At 70.0% G+C, this 18175-nt stretch carries 13 protein-coding genes; 11 read left to right on the forward strand and 2 right to left on the reverse strand.

All coding sequences use genetic code 11. From position 1 onward, the window contains the following. The first annotated feature begins 57 nt into the window (after positions 1-57). From H537_RS0101270 to groL, 6 genes are all read left to right on the forward strand, one after another. A complete protein-coding gene (locus H537_RS0101270; RefSeq protein ID WP_028996469.1) occupies positions 58-1281 on the forward strand; it encodes a type II secretion system F family protein in 1224 nt (407 codons plus the stop codon). A gap of 8 nt (positions 1282-1289) precedes the next feature. Then, positions 1290-2210 (forward strand): prepilin peptidase, encoded by a 921-nt coding sequence (locus tag H537_RS0101275; protein WP_028996470.1) that lies wholly within the window; start codon positions 1290-1292, stop codon positions 2208-2210. Then, on the forward strand, positions 2210-2848 hold the full coding sequence (gene coaE / locus H537_RS0101280; protein WP_051241470.1) for a dephospho-CoA kinase: 639 nt from the start codon (positions 2210-2212) through the stop codon (positions 2846-2848). The genes H537_RS0101275 and coaE overlap by 1 nt, the downstream gene beginning before the upstream one ends. Positions 2849-2950: 102 nt before the next feature. Further along, positions 2951-3157, forward strand: a complete 207-nt coding sequence (locus tag H537_RS0101285; RefSeq protein WP_028996472.1) for a DNA gyrase inhibitor YacG — start codon at positions 2951-2953, stop codon at positions 3155-3157. Between the two features lie 165 nt (positions 3158-3322). After that, positions 3323-3613: a co-chaperone GroES gene (gene groES / locus H537_RS0101290; protein ID WP_028996473.1), complete on the forward strand. Its 291-nt coding sequence runs from the start codon at positions 3323-3325 to the stop codon at positions 3611-3613. Between the two features lie 44 nt (positions 3614-3657). Further along, entirely contained in the window at positions 3658-5301 is a 1644-nt protein-coding gene (gene groL, locus H537_RS0101295) for a chaperonin GroEL (RefSeq protein ID WP_028996474.1), read from the forward strand. Between the two features lie 105 nt (positions 5302-5406). Here the strand turns inward: groL and yihA are convergent, their stop codons facing one another. Beyond that, on the reverse strand, positions 5407-6165 hold the full coding sequence (gene yihA, locus H537_RS0101300; protein WP_028996475.1) for a ribosome biogenesis GTP-binding protein YihA/YsxC: 759 nt from the start codon (positions 6163-6165) through the stop codon (positions 5407-5409). 56 nt (positions 6166-6221) lie between these two features. On the opposite strand from yihA, the gene H537_RS0101305 reads away from it, so the two are divergent. The 5 genes from H537_RS0101305 to msrQ all read left to right on the forward strand — a co-directional run bounded on the left by H537_RS0101305 (position 6222) and on the right by msrQ (position 12373). Continuing rightward, positions 6222-6860 (forward strand): c-type cytochrome, encoded by a 639-nt coding sequence (locus tag H537_RS0101305; RefSeq protein WP_028996476.1) that lies wholly within the window; start codon positions 6222-6224, stop codon positions 6858-6860. Between the two features lie 138 nt (positions 6861-6998). Beyond that, positions 6999-9161, forward strand: coding sequence for a cytochrome c biogenesis protein ResB (locus tag H537_RS0101310; RefSeq protein ID WP_028996477.1), 2163 nt, complete (start codon positions 6999-7001; stop codon positions 9159-9161). Then, positions 9158-10519, forward strand: coding sequence for a c-type cytochrome biogenesis protein CcsB (gene ccsB / locus H537_RS0101315; RefSeq protein WP_028996478.1), 1362 nt, complete (start codon positions 9158-9160; stop codon positions 10517-10519). The genes H537_RS0101310 and ccsB overlap by 4 nt, the downstream gene beginning before the upstream one ends. Positions 10520-10701: 182 nt before the next feature. Beyond that, positions 10702-11694, forward strand: coding sequence for a protein-methionine-sulfoxide reductase catalytic subunit MsrP (gene msrP / locus H537_RS0101320; RefSeq protein WP_028996479.1), 993 nt, complete (start codon positions 10702-10704; stop codon positions 11692-11694). Positions 11695-11719: 25 nt separating this feature from the next. Beyond that, positions 11720-12373 (forward strand): protein-methionine-sulfoxide reductase heme-binding subunit MsrQ, encoded by a 654-nt coding sequence (msrQ, locus tag H537_RS0101325; RefSeq protein ID WP_028996480.1) that lies wholly within the window; start codon positions 11720-11722, stop codon positions 12371-12373. On the opposite strand, the gene uvrA is transcribed toward msrQ, so the two are convergent. Further along, positions 12363-18032 (reverse strand): excinuclease ABC subunit UvrA, encoded by a 5670-nt coding sequence (gene uvrA, locus H537_RS0101330; protein ID WP_028996481.1) that lies wholly within the window; start codon positions 18030-18032, stop codon positions 12363-12365. The two genes, msrQ and uvrA, sit on opposite strands and share 11 nt — an antisense overlap. Positions 18033-18175: the final 143 nt, after the last annotated feature.

Below are 18175 nucleotides of genomic sequence, written 5' to 3' on the forward strand. Positions count from 1 at the left end.
GCGCCGCGGCGGCCCCACACCACCCGCGCCAGACGGGAGCACCCACCGGGAGGACGCATGGCCAGCACCACCATCACGGCAAGGAAGGCCCGGGAATTTCTCTTCGAATGGGAAGGCCGCGACCGCCAGGGCAAGCCCGTGCGCGGCGAGCTGCGCTCGGCCGGCGAGGCGGCCGTGGGTGCGCACCTGCGCCGCCAGGGCGTCACGGTGCTGCGCGTGCGCAAGCGCCGCCTGCCCAGCGGGCGCGCCATCCGGCGCAAGGACATCGCGCTGTTCACGCGCCAGCTCGCCACGCTCATGCGCGCCGGCGTGCCGCTGCTGCAGGCCTTCGACATCGTCGCGCGCGGCAGCGCCAACCCGCGCCTGACGCGGCTGCTGCAGGGCATCCGCGCCGACATCGAGACCGGCACCAGCCTCTCCGCGGCGTTGCGCAAGCACCCGCAGCACTTCGGCGCGCTCTACTGCAACTCGGTGCAGGCCGGCGAGAGCGGCGGCGTGCTGGAGCCGCTGCTGGAGCGGCTGGCGCTGCACGAGGAGAAGACGCTGGCGCTGCAGGCCCGCATCCGCGCAGCGCTGTTCTATCCGGTGACGGTGCTGGCGGTGTCGGCGCTGGTGCTGGCGCTGATCCTGGTGCTGGTCATCCCCGCCTTCACGGACGTGTTCCAGTCCTTCGGCGCCGACCTGCCCGCGCCCACGCGCTTCGTGATCAGGCTCTCCGAACTCTTCGTCGCCTGGTGGCCGCTGATGCTGACGCTGCTGGCCGGCGGCACGGCGGGCTTCCTGCACGCCTGGCGCCGCTCGCAGCGGCTGCGTGACGGCGCCGAGGCGCTGCTGCTGAAGACGCCGGTGTTTGGCGACCTGGTGTTCAAGTCCGTGCTGGCGCGCTGGACGCGCACGCTCTCCACGCTCTTCGCCGCCGGCGTGCCGCTGGTGGAAGCGCTGCCCTCGGCCGGCGCGGCGGCCGGCAACGCGGTGGTGGCGCGCGCCACGGCACAGGCGCGCAAGGCGGTGGCCAGCGGCACGGCGCTCAGCGCCGCGCTGCAGGCCAGCGCGGTGTTTCCGGGGCTGGTGCTGCAGCTCACGGCCATCGGCGAGGAGACGGGCACGCTCGACGCCATGCTGGCCAAGGCGGCCGAGTTCTACGAGAGCGAGGTGGACGAGTCCGCGCGCGGACTGGCGAGCCTCATGGAGCCGGCGGTGATCGTGGTACTGGGCTCGCTCATCGGCGGCATCGTGGTGTCGATGTACCTGCCCGTGTTCAAGCTGGGAGCCATCGTCTGATGGATTTGATGTTCCTGCAGCCGCTGCTGCACCCGCTGCCGCTGGCCCTGCTGGGGCTGTGCATCGGCAGCTTTCTCAACGTGGTCGTGCACCGGCTGCCGCGCATGCTGGAGCGCCAGTGGTGGCAGGACACCGCCGAGCAGCTGGCGGACGCCGATTCGCACGCGCGCACGCTGGGCCATGCGCCCTCGCCCGCGCTCGCGCAAGGCACCGGCGTGCTGCGGCAGGCGCTGGAGTCGCTGCCGGTGCTGACCCTCTCGCGCCCTGGCTCGCGCTGCCCGCACTGCGGCACGCCCATCGCCTGGCACGACAACCTGCCGCTGCTGGGCTGGCTCAAGCGGCGCGGGCGCTGCGCCGCCTGCGGCGAGCGCATCTCGCTGCGCTACCCGCTGGTGGAAGCGGGCACGGCGCTGCTCTTCGCCGCCATCGGCACGCGCTTCGAGGCCCAGCCGGCGGCGCTGCTGTGGTGCGCGGTGGCGGCGGCGCTGCTGGCCGCGGCGCTCATCGACTGGGACACCACGCTGCTGCCCGATGCCCTCACGCTGCCGCTGCTGTGGGCCGGCCTGGTGGCCGCGGCCCTGGGCTGGACGCTGCCGCTGCCGCAGGCGCTGTGGGGGGCGGTAGCGGGCTACCTCTCGCTGTGGTCGGTGTACTGGCTGTTCAAGCTCGTCACGGGCAAGGAAGGCATGGGCTACGGCGACTTCAAGCTCATGGCTGCGCTGGGCGCCTGGTTCGGCGCGTGGATGATCGTGCCCATGCTGCTGATGGCCTCGCTGCTGGGCGCTGTCGTGGGCATCGGCATGAAGCTCACGCACTCGCTGCGCGAAGGCGGCTACGTGCCCTTCGGCCCCTTCCTGGCCGGCGCCGGGCTGGTGGTGCTGCTGGCCGGCTCGCGGCCCGTGCTGGGCTGGATCGGATGGACCTTCTGATGACGACGACTTCCACATTTCCCGCCACCGCCACTGCGCCGCCGCTGCGCATCGGCCTCACGGGCGGCATCGGCAGCGGCAAGAGCACGGTAGCGGCGATGCTGGGGGCGCTGGGCGCGGTGGTGCTCGACACCGACGCCATCTCGCGCGAACTCACCGCGCCAGGCGGCGCGGCGCTGCCCGCCATTGCCGCGCTGTTCGGCGCGCAGGCCATCGGCGCCGACGGCGCGCTGGACCGCGCCTGGATGCGCCAGCGCGTGTTCGCCGACACGGCAGCGCGGCAGCAGCTCGAAGGCATCCTGCACCCGATGATCGGCATCGAGGTGCAGCGCCGCAGCGATGCCGCCGGCGCCGCGCCGCGCGTCTTCGACGTGCCGCTGCTGACCGAGTCGGCGCACTGGCGCGCGCGCGTGCAGCGCGTGCTGGTGGTGGACTGCAGCGAAGAGACGCAGGTGCAGCGCGTGGTGCAGCGCTCTCAGTGGAGCGAGGACACCGTGCGGCGCGTCATCGCGCAGCAGGCACCGCGCGCGCGGCGCCGCGCCATCGCCGACGCCGTGATCTTCAACGAGGGCCTGAGCCTGGAAGCACTGGCGCTGCAGGTGCAGGCCCTCTGGCGCGGATGGTGTCCGGCCGCGTGAAAGAATCCACGCCCCGCTGATTCCGCCGCCGCGGCCCGCGCGGCGGCGCCTTCACTCCCTCCCCGCCTTGTGCGCCGCCCCGGCGCCTCCAGCTTCGGTGCCATGACTGCGTCCCGCCTCGTTCCCTGTCCCCATTGCGGCCAGGCCGCGGCCTTCGAGCCGTCCAACCGCTGGCGTCCCTTCTGCAGCCAGCGCTGCCGCGAGATCGACCTCGGCGCCTGGGCGCGCGAGGACTACCGCGTGCCCGACCGCGGCCGTGACGGCGCACCCCCCGGCGTCGAGGACGACCCGCAGGATTTCCCGAACTGACACGCCGACCCCCTTGAAGCCGGAACAGCCGTCCCTATAATCTGTTTCGCTAGCACTCGCCACCGGTGAGTGCTAACAGCCGGTTGGTGTGGCCGGCTACAACTTTGCAGGGCGTGCCCGGGTGGGCACGCGCTTACTTCCTCCAGAGCGAACCAAGGAGAAGCAATGAAACTTCGTCCGTTGCATGACCGCGTGATCGTCAAGCGTCTCGAAAACGAAACCCGTACGGCCTCGGGCATCGTGATCCCCGACAACGCCGCGGAAAAGCCCGACCAGGGCGAGGTGCTGGCCGTTGGTCCGGGCAAGCGCAACGACAAGGGCGAGTTCGTGGCCCTGAACATCAAGGTCGGCGACCGCGTGCTGTTCGGCAAGTACAGCGGCCAGACCGTGAAGGTCGATGGCGACGAGCTGCTGGTGATGCGCGAGGAAGACCTCTTCGCCGTTGTCGAGAAGTAATCGCTCCCGCTCCCTACCGCATCTACTGAATCCGGAGAATTCCAATGGCAGCTAAAGACGTCGTGTTCGGCGGTGAAGCCCGCGCCCGCATGGTCGAGGGCGTGAATGTCCTGGCCAACGCCGTGAAGGTCACCCTGGGTCCCAAGGGCCGCAACGTGGTGCTGGAGCGCTCCTTCGGCGCCCCGACCGTGACCAAGGACGGCGTGTCCGTGGCCAAGGAGATCGAGCTCAAGGACAAGCTCCAGAACATGGGCGCGCAGATGGTCAAGGAAGTCGCTTCCAAGACCAGCGACAACGCCGGTGACGGCACCACCACCGCCACCGTGCTGGCCCAGGCCATCGTGCGCGAGGGCATGAAGTACGTGGCCGCCGGCATGAACCCGATGGACCTGAAGCGCGGCATCGACAAGGCGGTTACCGCCCTGGTCGAGCAGCTGAAGGCCGCGTCGAAGGCCACCACGACCTCCAAGGAAATCGCCCAGGTCGGCGCGATCTCCGCCAACTCCGACGAGTCGATCGGCCAGATCATCGCCTCGGCCATGGACAAGGTCGGCAAGGAAGGCGTGATCACCGTCGAAGACGGCAAGAGCCTGGACAACGAGCTGGATGTCGTGGAAGGCATGCAGTTCGACCGCGGCTACCTGTCGCCCTACTTCATCAACAACCCCGAGAAGCAGTCGGCCATCCTGGACAACCCGTTTGTCCTGCTGTTCGACAAGAAGATCAGCAACATCCGCGACCTGCTGCCCACGCTGGAGCAGGTGGCCAAGGCCGGCCGTCCGCTGCTGATCATTGCCGAGGACGTCGAGGGCGAGGCGCTGGCCACGCTGGTGGTCAACACCATCCGCGGCATCCTGAAGGTCGTGGCCGTCAAGGCGCCGGGCTTCGGTGACCGCCGCAAGGCCATGCTGGAAGACATCGCCATCCTGACGGGCGGCAAGGTCATCGCCGAGGAAGTGGGCCTGACGCTGGACAAGGTCACGCTCAACGACCTGGGCCAGGCCAAGCGCGTCGAAGTGGGCAAGGAAAACACCACCCTCATCGACGGCGCCGGCGCTGCCGCGGACATCGAAGCCCGCGTCAAGCAGATCCGCATCCAGATCGAGGAAGCCACCAGCGACTACGACCGCGAGAAGCTGCAAGAGCGCGTGGCCAAGCTGGCCGGCGGCGTGGCCGTCATCAAGGTCGGTGCCGCCACCGAAGTCGAGATGAAGGAGAAGAAGGCCCGCGTGGAAGACGCGCTGCACGCCACCCGTGCCGCCGTTGAAGAAGGCATCGTCGCCGGCGGCGGCGTGGCCCTGCTGCGTGCCCGCCAAGCTGCTGGCGCCATCAAGGGCGACAACGCCGACCAGGACGCCGGCGTCAAGCTGGTCCTGAAGGCCATCGAAGCCCCGCTGCGCGAAATCGTGGGCAACGCCGGTGGCGAGCCGAGCGTGGTCGTGAACGCCGTGCTGGCCGGTTCCGGCAACTACGGCTTCAACGCCGCCAACGACACGTACGGCGACATGATCGAGATGGGCATCCTGGATCCCACCAAGGTCACCCGCACCGCGCTGCAGAACGCCGCGTCCGTCGCGTCGCTGATGCTGACCACCGAAGCCATGGTCGCCGAGGCCCCGAAGGAAGACGCTCCCGCGATGCCGGGCGGCGGCATGGGCGGCATGGGCGGCATGGGCATGGACATGTAATGTCCTGAGCCCGGAAACCCTTCCGAGCCAACAAAAAGCCCGCGGCGCAAGCCGCGGGCTTTTTTCATTGCGGCAGCGCCGTGAGGCAGCGCTGCGTCAAGACGCTCAGGCCTGGGCCGGCGGCGGCGCCTCCACGGCCGCCTCGCCCTCTTCCGGCGTCGCCGTGCTCGGCTCCGGCGCCTCCACGCGCACGTGCGACAGCGTCCACTCGCGCAGCGCCAGCGCCGCGTCGCCCAGGCCGGACTTCTTCAGCGCCGAGAACAGCAGCACGCCGATGTCAGCCTCGTCGGTGCTGAGCTCGCCCAGCACCTCGGAGACGGCGCGCAGCGAGGCGTCGGCCTCCTTGCGCGAGAGCTTGTCGGCCTTGGTCAGCAGCACCAGCAGCTTCACCTCGCCGGTCTGCACGCGCGGGGCGACGAAGTCCAGCAGCTGCCGGTCCAGGTCGGTGAAGCCCAGCCGCGAGTCCACCATCAGCACCACGCCGGCGAGGTTGCGCCGCACCTCCAGGTAGCTGGCCATCACCTGCTGCCAGCGCAGCTTGGCCGTGCGCTCCACGGCGGCGTAGCCGTAGCCCGGCAGGTCGGCAAAGACCGCGTCGGGCGCATCCTTCGGCCCCAAATGGAACAGGTTGATGTGCTGCGTGCGCCCGGGCGTCTTGGAGGCGAAAGCCAGGCGTTTCTGCTGCGCCAGCGTGTTGATCGCCGTGGATTTGCCGGCATTGCTGCGGCCGACGAAGGCAATCTCGGGCAGCTCGGTCACGGGCAGCTGGTCGAGCCGGCTGGCGGTGGTCAGGAAGCGCGCCGTGTGAGTCCAGGAAAGTGCGGACTTGGCATCCGGGGCCACCGGTGTAAGGGACGTGTGCATGAGGCATTGTAAAATTTCAAGGTTTGCCCCCATTGACCCTTTCGGCAGCCATACCAATGAAGTCGATCCTTGCACGCACCCTCCAGACGGCGCTTGCGCCGGCCCTTGCGCTCGCTCTGGCGACGCCCCTGATGGCTGCCGAGCCGGCAGCGCCGACCAAGCCGGACCTGGCCAAGGGCCAGGCCACTGCCCAGGTCTGTGCAGCCTGCCACGCCGCCGACGGCACCCGCGGCATCACGGCCAACCCGATCCTGCAGGGCCAGCACCCCGAGTACCTGGTCAAGCAGCTGACCGAGTTCAAGGCCGGCAAGCGCCAGAACCCGATCATGCAGGGCATGGCGGCGTCGCTGAGCGAGGAAGACATGCGCAACGTCGCTGCCTTCTACGCCAGCAAGCAGGCCGAGCCGGGCGCGGCCACCGACAAGGAGCTGGTGCAGCTGGGCGAGAAGATCTACCGCGGCGGCATCGCCGAGCGCAACATCCCCGCCTGCGCCGGCTGCCACAGCCCCACGGGCGCCGGCATCCCCGCGCAGTACCCGCGCCTGTCGGGCCAGCACGCCGAGTACACCTCCTCGCAGCTCAACGCCTTCCGCGCCGGCACCCGTGCCAACAGCGCCCAGATGACGGGCGTGGCCGCCAAGATGAACGACCGCGAGATCAAGGCGGTTTCCGACTACATTGCCGGGCTGCGCTGAACCCGCGGCGCCCGCGAGATTCACCCCGCAGTACCCCGAGGCCGGTCTTGAACCGGCCTTTTTTGATGGTGCCGGACCGACCTTGCGCGCTTGACCGTTATCAAGCGCGGACCATGCACTGACCCGGACAATCCCGCGATGACCGTCTCTGCCCCCGCCGCGCGCACGCCTCAGCATCGGCTGCGCGACACCCTCGAGCTGGTGTCGTCGATGCGCTTTGCCATCGCGCTGCTGACCGTGATCTGCATCGCCTCGGTGATCGGCACCGTGGTCAAGCAGCACGAGCCGCTCAACAACTACGTCAACCAGTTCGGGCCCTTCTGGTCCGAGGTGTTCGGCGCGGTGAACCTCTACAGCGTCTACAGCGCCTGGTGGTTCCTGCTGATCCTGGCGTTCCTGGTGATCTCCACCAGCCTGTGCATCGCGCGCAACACGCCGCGCTTCCTGGCCGACATGCGCTCGTTCAAGGAGAACGTGCGCGAGTCGGCCCTCAAGGCCTTCCACCACAAGGCGCAGGGCGTGCTGCCGGGCGAGACGCCGCAGGCCAGCCTGCAGCGGCTGTCGGCGCTGCTGGCGGGCAACGGCTGGAAGGCCCGGGTGCAGCAGCGCGAGGGCGGCACCATGATCGCCGCGCGCAAGGGCGCGGCCAACAAGCTCGGCTACATCGCCGCGCACTCCGCGATCGTGCTGATCTGCCTGGGCGGCCTCTTCGACGGCGACCTGATCGTGCGCGCGCAGATGCTGCTGCTGGGCAAGCAGCCCTACCAGGGCGGCGGGCTGATCCGCGACGTCAAGCCCGAGCACCGGCTCTCCCCGGCCAACCCCACCTTCCGCGGCAACCTGCTGGTGCCCGAGGGCGCGCGCGCCGGCACCGCGGTGCTGAACATGTCCGACGGCGTGGTGCTGCAGGACCTGCCCTTCGACATCGAGCTCAAGAAGTTCATCGTCGAGTACTACGACACGGGCATGCCCAAGCTCTTCGCCAGCGAGATCGTGATCCACGACCACGAGACCGGCCAGGCGACGCCCGCCACCGTCAAGGTCAACGAGCCCGCCTTCCACCGCGGCATCGCCATCTACCAGAGCAGCTTCGACGACGGCGGCTCGCAGCTGAAGCTGCAGGCCGTGCCGCTGCGCCCCGGCCTCAAGCCCTTCACCGTCGCCGGCACCGTGGGCGACAGCACGCCGCTGGACAAGGCGGGCCAGCCCTACACGCTGGAACTCACGGGGCTGCGCGTGATCAACGTCGAGAACCTGGGCGGCACCGGCGGCAGCGACTCCGGCGCCGACGTGCGCAAGGTGGACCTGGCCGACTCGCTGCAGAAGCACCTGGGCTCCGGCGCCAAGTCGCAGGGCGACAAGCACCTGCAGAACATCGGCCCCTCGGTGAGCTACAAGCTGCGCGACGCCAGCGGCCAGGCGCGCGAGTTCAACAACTACCAGCTGCCGGTGGAGATCGACGGCCAGCGCGTGCTGCTCGCGGGCATGCGCGACAACCCCAACGAGGCTTTCCGCTTCCTGCGCATCCCGGTGGACGAGCAGGACCGCATCGACGGCTGGCTGCGCCTGCGCGAGGCGCTGCTGGACCCGGCCTCGCGCGAGCAGGCCGCGCGCCGCTACGCCAAGCTGGCCTCCCCGCCCGACAACCCCGCCACCACGCAGCAGCTGCAGGTGACGGCGCAGCGCGCGCTGGGCCTGTTCGCCGGCGCCGACAAGCCGCCGGCCGAGGCTTCCGCCGCGGCGGACGCGGCTTCGGGCGCTGCCGCGGCCAGCCCGGCCGCCGAGTTCCCGCCCGGCGGCCTGGCGGCGCTGGCGCGCTTCATCGAGACCAGCGTGCCCGAAGCCGAGCGCGCGCGCGTGTCCGAAGTGCTGCTGCGCATCCTCAACGGCAGCCTGTTCGAGCTGGCCAACCTCAGCCGCGAGCGCGCCGGGCTGGCGCCGCTGGCGCCCAGCGAGAAGACGCAGGCCTTCATGACGCAGGCCGTGGTCTCGCTCTCCGACAGCTTCTTCTATCCCGTGCCGGTGCTGCTGCAGCTGGAGGACTTCCGGCAGGTGCAGGCCAGCGTGTTCCAGCTCGCGCGCGCACCGGGCAAGAAGCTCGTCTACCTGGGCGCGATCCTGCTGATCCTGGGCGTATTCGCCATGCTGTACGTGCGGGAACGGCGGCTGTGGATCTGGGTCGAAGCGCAGGATTCGGGCTCGCGCATCACCACGGCCCTCTCCACCACGCGGCGCACGCTGGACGCCGACACCGAATTCGAGCTGCTCAAGAAGGCCATCCTGAAGGACGCTGCCGCATGAACACCGCCGCCTCTCCCACCAACACCACCACCTTCACGCTCGGACGCAGCCACCCGCTGGCCGGGCGCAGCCTCTACGACTGGCTGTTCGCCCTGCTGGCCGTCGCCGGCGCCGTGTTCGCCTTCTCGCGCTACGGCGACGCGATGGACGTGTACGAGAAGGGCATCCTCGTCGGCAGCGTGCCGGCCGTCATCTGGCTGGGCTGGTTCTGGGGCCCGCTGCGCACGCTGATGCTGGGCGTGACCGGCGCCACCCTGGTGGCCATCTCGCTCTACAGCCGCACGCCGGACGCCTTCGGCGCCGACCTCGCGGCCGGCGAGAAGGTGTTCCTGCTGAAATATTTCCTCTCCAGCCAGAGCGCGATCCTGTGGATGTCGGTGCTGTGCTTCATGAGCACGGTCTTCTACTGGATCGGCTTCGCCGCGCGCGGCCAGGACAACGTGGCGCAGCGCCTGGGCTCGAAGATCGCCTGGGCGGCGGTGTTCATGGCGCTGACCGGCACCATGGTGCGCTGGTGGGAGAGCCACCAGATCGGCGCGAGCATCGGCCACATCCCGGTGAGCAACCTCTACGAGGTGTTCGTGCTGTTCTGCTGGCTCACCACGCTGTTCTACCTGTACTTCGAGCAGCACTACCGCACGCGCGCGCTGGGCGCCTTCGTGATGCTGGTGGTCAGCGCCGCGGTCGGCTTCCTGCTCTGGTACACGGTGGAGCGCGAGGCGCAGCAGATCCAGCCGCTGGTGCCCGCGCTGCAGAGCTGGTGGATGAAGCTGCACGTGCCGGCCAACTTCATCGGCTACGGCACCTTCGCGCTGTCGGCCATGGTCGCCTTCGCCTACCTGCTCAAGCAGCAGGCCACGGCCGCGCGCGGGTGGCAGCTGGCGCTGCTGGGGCTGCTGGGCCTGGTGCTGTGCTTCGAGCCGATCGTGTTCCGCCAGAGCGCGCAGAGCGCCAGCAGCAGCTTCTGGCTCGTGTACTTCGGCATCAGCACGCTGATCGTGGGCGGCATCCTGGCCGGGCGCCGCGCCATCGCCGAGAAGCTGCCGGCGCTGGAGCTGCTGGATGACCTCATGTACAAGGCCATCGCCGTCGGCTTTGCCTTCTTCACCATCGCCACCATCCTGGGCGCCTTCTGGGCCGCCGAGGCCTGGGGCGGCTACTGGAGCTGGGACCCGAAGGAAACCTGGGCGCTGATCGTGTGGCTGAACTACGCCGCCTGGCTGCACATGCGGCTCATGAAGGGCCTGCGCGGCAGCATGTCGGCCTGGTGGGCGCTGGCCGGGCTGGTGGTCACGACCTTCGCCTTCCTGGGCGTGAACATGTTCCTCTCCGGCCTGCACTCCTACGGCGAGCTGTGAGCCGGCACGCCCGGTGAACCCAACGACGGCGCCCCGCGGGGCGCCGTTTTCTTTTCCCCCGGCGGGAAGCCATGGCGAGCCTCGTCCGTAAGCTTTATCACGCCCAGATCACATCGCAACGCATCTAGGAACTTCGCGCCGGCGTATCCGGTCTGCGAAGGGAACCAGCAAGAGGACTCACCATGCATTTGCTCAGGGACCGCGGCTTCATCCATTCCACCCCGTCCGAGATCACGCCGCAGGCGGTCTACGAACAGCGCCGCCGGCTGCTCAGGACCCTGGCCGCCGGCGCCGCGGGCAGCGTGCTCGCCACCTGGGCCGCGCGCGACGCCCGCGCGGCCTTCGCCGGCCCCGGCAAGCTGCCCCAGCTGTCCGGCGCGCCCAGCAGCGTGGCCGGCGCCTCCACCATGGAGAAGGTGACGGGCTACCAGGACGCCACCACCTACAACAACTTCTACGAGTTCGGCACCGACAAGTCCGACCCGGCGGCCAACGCCGGCAAGCTCAAGACGCGGCCCTGGACCGTGGCGGTCGAGGGCGCCGTCGCCAAGCCGCAGGTGTTCGACATCGAGCAGCTGATGAAGCTCGCGCCGATGGAGGAGCGCATCTACCGCCTGCGCTGCGTGGAAGGCTGGTCGATGGTGATCCCGTGGCTCGGCTTCTCGCTCTCCGAAGTCATCAAGCGCGTGGAGCCCACCGGCAACGCCAAGTACGTGGAGTTCGTGACCCTGGCCGATGCCAAGCAGATGCCCTTCGTCGGCTCGCGCGTGCTGGACTGGCCCTACGTCGAAGGCTTGCGCATGGACGAGGCCATGCATCCGCTGACGATGCTGGTCTTCGGCATGTACGGCGAGGTGCTGCCGAACCAGAACGGCGCGCCGCTGCGGCTGGCCGTGCCCTGGAAGTACGGCTTCAAGAGCGGCAAGTCGATCGTGAAGATCCGCTTCGTGGAACAGCAGCCGCGCACGGCCTGGGTGAAATCCGCGGCGCAGGAATACGGCTTCTATTCCAACGTGAACCCCACCGTGGACCACCCGCGCTGGAGCCAGGCCACGGAGCGGCGCATCGGCGAAGGCGGTCTGTTCGCCAAGAAGCGGCCCACGCTGATGTTCAACGGCTACGAGGCGCAGGTCGGCCAGCTCTACGCGGGCTTGGACCTGAAGAAGAACTACTGAGGAACCGACCGTGGCGAATCCCGCGATGGCCGCCCGCGCGGTCCGGAAGAAACCTTGGCTGCTGCACCCGGCCTGCAAGCCGGGGCTGTTCGTGCTCCTGCTGCTGCCGCTGGCCTACCTGGTGTTCGCGGCGGCCACCGACAGCCTGGGCGCCAACCCGGCCGAGGCGCTGATCCGCCGCAGCGGCGACTGGACCCTGCGCCTGCTGTGCGCCACGCTGGCCATCACGCCGCTGCGCGTGCTGCTGAAGCAGCCGGCGCTGGCGCGCTTTCGCCGCATGCTGGGCGTGGCGACCTTCGGCTATGCCCTGCTGCACTTCGTCTGCTACGCCGTGCTGGACCAGGGGCTGGACCTGGCGGTGATCCTCAAGGACATCGCCAAGCGCCCCTTCATCCTGGTCGGCACCGCGGCGCTGCTGCTGATGGCGCCGCTGGCCCTGACCTCCTTCAACCGCGCCATCAAGGCGCTGGGGGCACAGCGCTGGCAGCGGCTGCACAAGAGCATCTACGCCATCGCGCTGCTGGCGCTGCTGCACTTCTTCTGGATGAAGGCGGGGAAGAACGACTTCGGGGAGTGGTCCATTTACGCCGCGGTCGTGGCAACACTGCTGGGATGGCGGGTGTGGGAGGCGCGGCGGCGGCGCGTGGTGCCTGCCGCCGCGAGCTCCCTCAGCGGCTGAGCACCGGCGCCAGCGCCACCCCCGTGTGGCTCCCCGCCTTCACCAGTGCCTCCGGCGGCCCGGCCACCACCAGCTTGCCGCCGCCGCTGCCGCCTTCAGGTCCCAGGTCCAGCACCCAGTCGGCCTCGGCGATCAGGTCCAGGTCGTGCTCGATCACCACCACGCTGTGGCCCCCGGCCACCAGCCGGTGCAGCACGTGGATCAGCCGCTCCACGTCCGCCATGTGCAGGCCCACCGTCGGCTCGTCCAGCACGTACAGCGTGTGCGGCGCCTTCTGCCCGCGCCGGCCTACCTCGTCGCGCACCTTGGACAGCTCCGTCACCAGCTTGATGCGCTGCGCCTCGCCGCCCGACAGCGTCGGTGACGGCTGCCCCAGCGTCAGGTAGCCCAGCCCCACGTCCTTGAGCAGCTGCAGCGGGTGCGCGATGCCCGGCATCGAGGCGAAGAACTCCACCGCCTCGTCCACCGCCATGTTCAGCACGTCGCCGATGCTCTTGCCGCGCCAGGTCACGGCCAGCGTCTCCGGGTTGAAGCGCTGCCCGTGGCACACGTCGCAAGGCAGCTTCACGTCCGGCAGGAAGCTCATCTCGATGGTGCGCAGGCCCTGCCCCTCGCAGGCCGGGCAGCGGCCCTCGCCGGTGTTGAAGCTGAAGCGGCCCGGCCCGTAGCCGCGCGCCTTGGCCTCCAGCGTCTGCGAGAACAGCTTGCGGATCGCGTCCCAGAAGCCGATGTAGGTCGCGGGACAGGAGCGCGGCGTCTTGCCGATGGGCGTCTGGTCCACCTCCAGCACGCGGTCCACGTGCATCCAGCCTTCCACCGCGCCGCAGCCCGTCAGTGCCACGTTCTTGCCGCGCGCGGCCACCAGCGCCTGCACGTTGGCCAGCAGCACGTCGCGCGCGAGCGTGCTCTTGCCCGAGCCCGACACGCCCGTCACCGCCACCAGGCGGCGCAGCGGCACGCCCACGTCCACCTTCTGCAGGTTGTGCAGGTCGGCCTTGCGCACGCGCAGCCACTGCACGCCGTCGTCCACCGGGCGCCGCGCCTCGATCGGATGCTTCAGCGGCGAGGCCAGGAAGCGGCCGGTGACGGAGTCCGGCTGCGCCGCCAGCTCCTCGGCCGTGCCCTGCGCCACCACCTGCCCGCCGCGCCGTCCGGCGCCGGGGCCCATGTCGATGATGTGGTCCGCGCGGCGGATGGTGTCCTCGTCGTGCTCCACCACCACCAGCGTGTTGCCGCGGCTGCCCAGCTCCTGCAGGGCGTCGAGCAGGATGCCGTTGTCGCGCGGGTGCAGGCCGATGGTGGGCTCGTCCAGCACGTAGCACACGCCCTGCAGGTTGCTGCCCAGCTGCGCCGCCAGGCGGATGCGCTGCGCCTCGCCGCCGGAGAGCGTGGGCGCGGCGCGGTCCAGCGTCAGGTAGCCCAGGCCCACCGCCTCCAGGAACTTCAGCCGGCTGGCGATCTCGACCACCACGTCGCGCGCGATGCCCGCCTCGCGCCCTTCCAGCCGCAACCCGTCGACCCACTCGCGCGCCTGCTGCACCGACCACGCGGCCACCTCGCTGATGGGCCGCGCGTCGAACTGCACCGCCAGCGACACCGGGTTCAGCCGCGCACCGTGGCAGGCCGGACAGGCGCGGTCGGCCAGGTCCTCGGCCTCCGCCTCCTCGGACGGGAAGGCCTGCTCGCGCCCGCGGTTGTCCTCGTCGCGCACCGAGTCGTCATAGACCTTGCGCTGCTCGCGCGTGAGCGCCAGGCCCGTGCCCACGCACTCCCCGCACCAGCCGTGCTTGCTGTTGTAGGAGAACATGCGCGGGTCCAGCTCCGGGTAGCTGGTGCCGCAGGTCGGGCAGGCGCGCTTGGTCGAGAACACTTTCACCTTGCACAGCCCGCCGGTGGGCTTGCCGCAGGCCATGGCGTCGCGCAGGCCGTCCAGCGGGTGCAGCAGGTGCATCACGCCCTTGCCGTGCTCCAGCGCCTTGTGCAGCAGCTCGCGCAGGCGCGTCTCGTTCTCCGGCGTGACGACGATGTCGCCCACCGGCAGCTCCACGGTGTGCTCCTTGAACCGGTCCAGGCGCGGGAAGGGCTGGACCGGCACGAACTCGCCGTCCACGCGCAGGTGCGTGTGGCCGCGCGCCAGGGCCCACTTGGCGAGGTCCGTGTACAGGCCCTTGCGGTTCACCACCAGCGGCGCCAGCAGCCCCACGTGCTGGCCGCGGTGCTCGCGCAGCAGCTGCGCCGCGATGCTCTCGGCGCTCTGCGGCATCACCGGCGTGCCGTCGTGGATGCAGCGCTGCAGCCCCAGCTTCACCCACAGCAGGCGCAGGAAGTGCCAGACCTCGGTGGTGGTCGCCACCGTGCTCTTGCGGCCGCCACGCGAGAGGCGCTGCTCGATGGCGACGGTGGGTGGAATGCCGTAGACCGCGTCCACTTCCGGCCGTCCCGCCGGCTGCACGATCGAGCGCGCATAGGCGTTGAGCGACTCCAGGTAGCGCCGCTGCCCCTCGTTGAACAGGATGTCGAAGGCCAGCGTGCTCTTGCCCGAGCCGGAGACGCCAGTGATGACGCTGAAGCGCCCGTGCGGGATCTCCACGTCTACCGCCTTGAGGTTGTGCTCGCGCGCGTTGACGATGCGGATCGCCTCCGCCGGCGGCGCCGCGCGCCGCGCCTGGATCAGCGCCTGCAGCGGCGTGCCCTCCTCCACCGCGCCGTCGATGCCCAGCGCGCGCTCGTAGGCGCGCAGCGCGCGGCCGGTGTGCGAGTCGGGGTGCTGCTTGATGTCCTCCGGCGTACACGCCGCCACCAGCTGCCCGCCGTCCTCGCCGCCCTCGGGGCCCAGGTCGATGAGCCAGTCCGCGGCGCGGATCACGTCCAGGTTGTGCTCGATGACGATCAGCGAGTGCCCCGCCTCCAGCAGCTTGCGCAGCGCGCGCATCAGCCGCGCGATGTCCTCGAAGTGCAGGCCCGTGGTGGGCTCGTCGAAGAGGAACAGCGTGCCCTTCTTCGCCACCGACTGCTTGCTCTTGGACGCCGACTGCGCCGCCTCGGCCAGGAAGCCCGCGAGCTTCAGCCGCTGCGCCTCGCCGCCGGAGAGCGTGGGCACGGGCTGGCCCAGGCGCAGGTAGTCCAGGCCCACGTCCACGATGGGCTGCAGCGCGCGCGCCACCTCGCGGTCGCCGCGGAAGCGCTGCAGCGCCTCGCTCACCGTGAGCTCCAGCACGTCGGCGATGCTCAGCTCGCCGCCTTCCACCTCCGCGGGCAGCCGGCGCTCGATCTTCACGTCCAGGATCTCGTTGCGGTAGCGGCGGCCTTCGCAGTCCGGGCAGCGCAGGTACACGTCCGACAGGAACTGCATCTCCACGTGCTCGAAGCCCGAGCCGCCGCAGGTCGGGCAGCGGCCGTCGCCGGCGTTGAAGCTGAACATGCCCGCGCCGTAGCCGCGCTCGCGCGCCAGCGGCGCGTCCGCGAACAGCTTGCGGATCTCGTCGAAGGCGCCAACGTAGCTGGCCGGGTTGGAGCGCGCCGTCTTGCCGATGGGGCTCTGGTCCACGAACACCGCGTCGGCGAGCATCTCCGCGCCCAGCAGCCGGTCGAATGCGCCGGGGGCTTCGGTGGCCTTGCCGAAGTGCCGCGCCAGCGCGGGATAGAGCACGTCCTGCATCAGCGTGCTCTTGCCCGAGCCCGAGACACCGGTGACCACCACCAGGCGCTGCAGCGGGAACTCGGCCGTCACGTCCTTGAGGTTGTGCTCCTTCGCCCCTTCCAGGATCAGCCGCGGCGTGCTGTCGCTGACGAAGCGCTTGATGCTGCCCCCCACGTGCTTGCGCGCGCCGAGGTACGCGCCGGTGAGCGTGTCGGCCCGGCGCGCGGCCTCGGGCGTGCCGTCGAAGACGATGCTGCCGCCGCGCTCGCCCGGGCCCGGGCCCATGTCGATGAGGCGGTCGGCCGCCAGCATCACCGCGGGGTCGTGCTCCACCACCACCAGCGTGTTGCCCGCGTCGCGCAGGCGCTGCATGGCTTGCACGATGCGGTCCATGTCGCGCGGGTGCAGCCCGATGCTGGGCTCGTCCAGCACGAACAGCGTGTTCACGAGCGAGGTGCCCAGCGCCGTGGTCAGGTTGATGCGCTGCACCTCGCCGCCTGAGAGCGAGCGGCTCTGGCGGTCCAGCGTCAGGTAGCCCAGCCCCACCTCGCACAGGTAGCGCAGCCGCGTGCGCACCTCGTCGAACAGCAGCTCCATAGCCGCCTGCTCGGCCTGCGGCTTGTCCGCCACCGCGGCTTCCAGGCTGTCGAAGAAGGTTCTCAACCGCTGCAGCGAGAGCTGCATCAGGTCGTGCAGGTGCAGGCCCGGCAGCGCCTCCAGCTGCTCGCGCGTCCAGTCCACGCCGGCCGGCATGAAGCGCTTCTCGGGCGGCAGCACCGCGTCGGCCTGCGGCTTGGTGCCGATGCGCCACAGCAGCGCCTCGGTCTTGAGCCGCGCACCGCGGCAGGTGGGGCACTCGGTGTAGCTGCGGTACTTGGACAGCAGCACCCGGATGTGCATCTTGTAGGCCTTGCTCTCCAGGTAGTCGAAGAAGCGGCGCACGCCGTACCACTGCTTGTTCCAGTTGCCGTTCCAGTGCGGCGAGCCGCCCAGCACCCAGTCCTTCTGCGCGGGCGACAGCTGCGCCCAGGCCGTGTCGCGCGGGATGCCGGCCTCGCCGGCGTACTTCAGCAGGTCGTCCTGGCACTCCTTCCAGGCGGGCGTCTGCATCGGCTTGATGGCGCCGCCGCGCAGTGTCTTGCGCTCGTCGGGAATCACCAGCCCCATGTCCACGCCGATCACGCGCCCGAAGCCCTTGCACGTCTCGCAGGCGCCGAAGGGCGAGTTGAAGGAGAAGAGCGAGGGTTGAGGCTGCGCGTAGCGGATGTCGCTCTCGGGGCAGTGCAGGCCCGTGGAGAACTTCCACAGCTCCTCGCCCCCGTCCTGCAGCACGTAGACGTTGAGCCGCCCGCTGCCGCGCTTGAGGCCCAGCTCGATGGCCTCCATCGCCCGCACCTGCTCCACGTTGCCGATGCGGAAGCGGTCCGCGACCACGTCCAGCAGCTTTCGCTCCCCGACGGTGCGCTCGGCCTGCACACGCGTGAAGCCGCTGGCGGCGAGCCACTGCTCGACTTCCTCGGCGGTGGTGTTGGCCGGCAGCTCCACGGGGAAGGTCAGCGCCAGGCGCGGATCGCCATTCATGGCGGCGCGGCGCTGCATCTCGGCGTAGATGGACTCCGGCGTGTCGTGCCGCACCGGCAGCGCGGTTTTGCGGTCGAACAGGTCGGCGGCGCGGGCGAACAGCAGCTTCAGGTGGTCGTTGAGCTCGGTCATCGTCCCGACCGTGGAGCGGCTGGTGCGCACCGGGTTGGTCTGGTCGATGGCGATGGCCGGGGGCACACCTTCGACGCGGTCCACCGCCGGGCGGTCCATGCGGTCGAGGAACTGGCGCGCGTAGGCGCTGAAGGTCTCCACGTAGCGGCGCTGGCCTTCGGCGTAGAGGGTGTCGAACACCAGGCTGGACTTGCCCGAGCCGCTGGGGCCGGTGACCACCGTCATCTCGCCGGTGCGGATGTCCAGATCCAGGTTCTTGAGGTTGTGCTGGCGCGCGCCGCGAATGCGGATGACTCCGGAGCTCATGAAGAAGGGTGGTTTCTGAAGGAGGCGGGGGATTCTAGGGACGCCCCAAGTCCCGCGGATTTGCTAGGGCTGCCCAGGGAAGACCTGGGAGAGCAATCCCGTGGCCCAAGGTAGGCCCCTTCTGTGATGTGATTCGCAGATCG

Origin of the sequence: Azohydromonas australica DSM 1124 (assembly GCF_000430725.1) — a bacterium.
Classification (GTDB): Bacteria; Pseudomonadota; Gammaproteobacteria; order Burkholderiales; family Burkholderiaceae_C; genus Azohydromonas; species Azohydromonas australica.

Bases quoted from the DNA above. Each gene is read 5' to 3' on its own strand.
- ccsB (WP_028996478.1), top strand. From the start codon at position 9,158: ATGAACACCGCCGCCTCTCCCACCAACACCACCACCTTCACGCTCGGA.
- H537_RS0101275 (WP_028996470.1), top strand. From the start codon at position 1,290: ATGTTCCTGCAGCCGCTGCTGCACCCGCTGCCGCTGGCCCTGCTGGGG.
- H537_RS0101270 (WP_028996469.1), top strand. From the start codon at position 58: ATGGCCAGCACCACCATCACGGCAAGGAAGGCCCGGGAATTTCTCTTC.
- groL (WP_028996474.1), top strand. From the start codon at position 3,658: ATGGCAGCTAAAGACGTCGTGTTCGGCGGTGAAGCCCGCGCCCGCATG.
- yihA (WP_028996475.1), bottom strand. From the start codon at position 6,165: ATGCACACGTCCCTTACACCGGTGGCCCCGGATGCCAAGTCCGCACTT.
- coaE (WP_051241470.1), top strand. From the start codon at position 2,210: ATGACGACGACTTCCACATTTCCCGCCACCGCCACTGCGCCGCCGCTG.
- msrQ (WP_028996480.1), top strand. From the start codon at position 11,720: ATGGCCGCCCGCGCGGTCCGGAAGAAACCTTGGCTGCTGCACCCGGCC.
- msrP (WP_028996479.1), top strand. From the start codon at position 10,702: ATGCATTTGCTCAGGGACCGCGGCTTCATCCATTCCACCCCGTCCGAG.
- H537_RS0101310 (WP_028996477.1), top strand. From the start codon at position 6,999: ATGACCGTCTCTGCCCCCGCCGCGCGCACGCCTCAGCATCGGCTGCGC.
- groES (WP_028996473.1), top strand. From the start codon at position 3,323: ATGAAACTTCGTCCGTTGCATGACCGCGTGATCGTCAAGCGTCTCGAA.
- H537_RS0101305 (WP_028996476.1), top strand. From the start codon at position 6,222: ATGAAGTCGATCCTTGCACGCACCCTCCAGACGGCGCTTGCGCCGGCC.
- uvrA (WP_028996481.1), bottom strand. From the start codon at position 18,032: ATGAGCTCCGGAGTCATCCGCATTCGCGGCGCGCGCCAGCACAACCTC.
- H537_RS0101285 (WP_028996472.1), top strand. From the start codon at position 2,951: ATGACTGCGTCCCGCCTCGTTCCCTGTCCCCATTGCGGCCAGGCCGCG.